This window comes from Siccirubricoccus deserti, from assembly GCF_014283215.1.
Classification (GTDB): domain Bacteria; phylum Pseudomonadota; class Alphaproteobacteria; order Acetobacterales; family Acetobacteraceae; genus Siccirubricoccus; species Siccirubricoccus deserti.
Genome location: NZ_JACOMF010000163.1, coordinates 1 through 3,132, shown reverse-complemented (window position 1 = coordinate 3,132; position 3,132 = coordinate 1). Strand labels below are relative to the sequence as shown.

Here is a 3,132-nt window from a genome sequence, read left to right as displayed (position 1 = left end):
CCCCTCCATGGCCTGTCGCTTCCACTCGCCCACCATGGTCTGGTGAATGCCGTGCTTGGCCGCCAGCTGCGCCGTCGTCAACTCACCCCGCAGCGCTTCCAAAGCAACCTTCGCCTTGAAATCCGCCGAATACCGCGTCCGCTTGCCCGTCATCCGGGTCCGTCCTTCTCACAGGCGAACCGAGCTTACCCACCTGTCCGAAATCCGGGGACCACCTCACAAGCCCATCAGCAATTTCCACCACATTGACGGACACAACCTCCTCGCCCTGGGCCAAGCGGGAGATGCCGTGGCGGACCAAGCAGCGGTGCAGGGCACTCCGGCTGTGCGCTGGGATGGTAGCCCGCAGGCAGCCGAGGACATTATCAAGGGGCAACAGGGTGCGGTGCCTGTCGGGACAGGGGCCTATCGTCGAAGCGGGCGATCAGTGGTTTGCCGCCAACTGCTGACACGCCGGTCAGTGGCGGTGCATTATCAACTTTGGTAGGCATGGTCGCCAGTGACCAAAGGATTTTGGGATCGCATCCAATCCCTATCTGCGTCAATGGCTTGCACCATGCCCATCAGCTCGCGTGAATGATGCGAGGTAGTTTAGCCGCTTCACGCCCCGTGTTCAGAGGGCGATAGCGGCCGCCTGTATTGTGCGATGCGAGGAAGCTCGCGGAGGTGGAACAGACAACTTTCCAGTTTCGAAGTTGCGCTTGATTTGCTCTTGGCTCGCTGTTGTCGCACGCTGCTTCATATGTACGCGAAGTCGCCTGAGCCCATCCGCCTCGATTTGACGGATCCGCTCGCGTGAAACCTGGTAATCAGCCGCCAAGTCATCCAGGCGCGGCGTATGGCCCTCTAGCGATAGCCAGCGGCGGCGAACGATTTCCCGTGTGCGTTCGGGTAGAGCTGTCAAGGCATCTTCAAGGCGCTGCGAGAGCTCTACCTGACTGAAGCGGCAGTCAAGCAGCTCATCCAAATCCGGCGTGCTCTCATCAGCGATCGTATCGGCCACGGTTGTGCTGCCCTCGCCGATCGGATTGGAGAGGTACTCGTCCTTGCCGGCCAGTATCACCCAGAGCCGCTCGACATCGGCCAGAGGTACACCGAACGCCTCGGCCGCCTTCTGATGGACCTCATAGAGGGTGATCTCGCGTCCCTCCGCGTAAGCTTTCGCCTGGCAATCGCGCGAGAAGCGCCGAAGGGAGAAGACCAATGATTTGTGCCGTCCGCCTCGCTTGTAGGAGACCGTCGACATTGCCTGAACCACATAGACCTGGATGGCAGCCCGCACCCGGAACGCTGCGAAATAGCCAAAGCTGGCGCCCTTGCCGAGCTCGTAACGGTCCAGAGCGGATGCCAGGCCGATCATTCCCTGCTGGACAAGATCCTCTTCGGCGACCCCTGAAGATCGATACTTCCTCGCCCAGGCAACGCAAAGTTTCGAGTATGCCTGGAAAATCCGGTTCCTCGATAAGATGCAGCCCCGTTCCTTCCATGCTTGCATCAAATTCGCCTCCTCATCCTTGTCGAGCAGAGGGGAGCGCATGAGGCTACGCAGGAAGTTCGCCTGCTGAAGGCTTTCACTGTGCATTACATGGTCCTCACGAGCAAGTGAATATAGACTTCTACGCGATCCGCATTGCCTCCCTTGCAACTACGTTGCCCGGGAGATCCCATCGAGCCTGTACATTTAGGAGTCTGGCACCTCGTCTACCGGAACAATATCTGTCCCGATACATGGCCAAAATGAAATGAAGAAAATGCGATCTGTGTGCTCGACCGCAGGGCAAGTTGGAGCTCCTCTTCTCGCGACTGACCGTGTTGAAAGGCGATACGTTGGGGTAGGCGCGTCTTGCAGAGATGCAGCGGAGCATGATGCGCGAAGTGGCTACGTAAATCCTGGTCTTGCCTATTTACGGCAGGCGCTCGTAGTCACGCACCAGCCGGCGCGAGTGCGATAGCCATCCGAAAGGCCGCTCCACATGCACTGATCTGTCGTGTCCCATCGCATGGTGTAGTAGCGATGGTCCTCGGCGGGTTGGGCCGCCGGGTCAGGCTGTCACGGCGGACAGGCTGACTGAGGGATTGTCGCTGACGGTGCCGATGGTTTCCAGCGTCATGTAGCGGGTGCGCTGGGTGGCCCATTCGTCGGATTGCTCCAGCAGGATCGCGCCGATCAGCCGCACGGCGGCGGCCTCGTTCGGGAAGATGCCAACCACGTCCGTCCTTCGCTTGATCTCGCCGTTGAGGCGCTCGATCGGGTTGGTGCTGTGGAGCTTCGCCCGGTGGGCGGCGGGGAAGTCCATGGACGCGAGCACGTCCTCCTCGGCCGCGTCCATGAGGGCGGCGAGGCAGGGGACCTTCGGGCGCAACTGGTCGGCAACCGTCCTCCACTGGGCGTGGGCTGACGCCGCGTCCTCCTGGGCGTAGGCGGTCCCGATCCAGGCGGAGACGATGCGGCGCTGGGTCTTGCCCGCATGCGCCAGCGCGTTGCGGCCGAAATGGACGCGGGGGCTGTTGAAAAAGCCCTGGTGATCTGATTCGCTTACCTGCCGCAGGTGCGGGAACGCCTGCGCAGCGCCGGCAACATCGAAGCCTACCTGCGGCTGCGTATCCTACCCGCCCTCGGGCGCAAGCGGCTCGACGAGATCACCCCGGTGGACGTGGCCGCGCTTCGCCGCCGGCTCGTCGATGAGGGCCTATCCAACGCCAGCGTCAACCGCCACCTCGCCACCCTGCGCGGGATGCTGAACCTGGCGCTGCGCTGGCAGCTGTTCGAGGGGCGCAACCCGGCGGCCTCACCCGGCATGCTGCCGGAGACCCACCGGGACCGCTACCTGACCGCTGGGCAGACCCAGGCGCTGATGCGGGCGCTCGCCGCCGAGCCGTGCCAGGCCGCCGCCACCGCGCTGGCTTTGCTGGTCGTCAGGGCCGTTGGTACGAGAAGCCCTAACGCTGTGGAAACCGCGCGGGTGGAGGTCGCCGGCCTTCCTGCGCCATTCCGCGGCAAGGAGGTCAGGACGACAATCGCCGGTAAGGCCACCCCTTGCCCGGCGGACAAGGTGAACCGGCAGTTCCGGGCTCCGCAGCCGAATGTGCTTTGGGTGTCCGACTTCACCTACGTCGCGACCTGGCAAGGCT

Annotated in this window: 2 protein-coding genes and 3 pseudogenes; 1 reads left to right on the top strand and 4 read right to left on the bottom strand. The window is 62.8% G+C overall.

The features are described from left to right. The 4 genes and pseudogenes from H7965_RS29255 to H7965_RS29240 form a co-directional block, all read right to left on the bottom strand. On the bottom strand, positions 1–153 hold a 153-nt coding region (locus H7965_RS29255), incomplete at its 3' end, for a transposase (RefSeq protein WP_186773352.1). 109 nt (positions 154–262) lie between these two features. Then, positions 263–391, bottom strand: a pseudogene (locus H7965_RS29250) (IS481 family transposase); the annotation flags it as partial. A 222-nt stretch (positions 392–613) separates the two neighbouring features. Next, positions 614–1,582 carry a sigma-70 family RNA polymerase sigma factor gene (locus tag H7965_RS29245; protein WP_186774012.1) on the bottom strand — a complete coding sequence of 323 codons (969 nt, stop codon included), beginning with the start codon at positions 1,580–1,582 and terminating at the stop codon, positions 614–616. A 460-nt stretch (positions 1,583–2,042) separates the two neighbouring features. Next, positions 2,043–2,501: pseudogene (locus H7965_RS29240) on the bottom strand (transposase); the annotation flags it as partial. A gap of 36 nt (positions 2,502–2,537) precedes the next feature. On the opposite strand from H7965_RS29240, the pseudogene H7965_RS32215 reads away from it, so the two are divergent. Then, positions 2,538–3,132: pseudogene (locus H7965_RS32215) on the top strand (site-specific integrase); the annotation flags it as partial.

What these genes read in the sequence shown, in the direction of transcription:
- H7965_RS29245 (WP_186774012.1), bottom strand. Translation starts at nt 1,582, where the DNA reads ATGCACAGTGAAAGCCTTCAGCAGGCGAACTTCCTGCGTAGCCTCATG.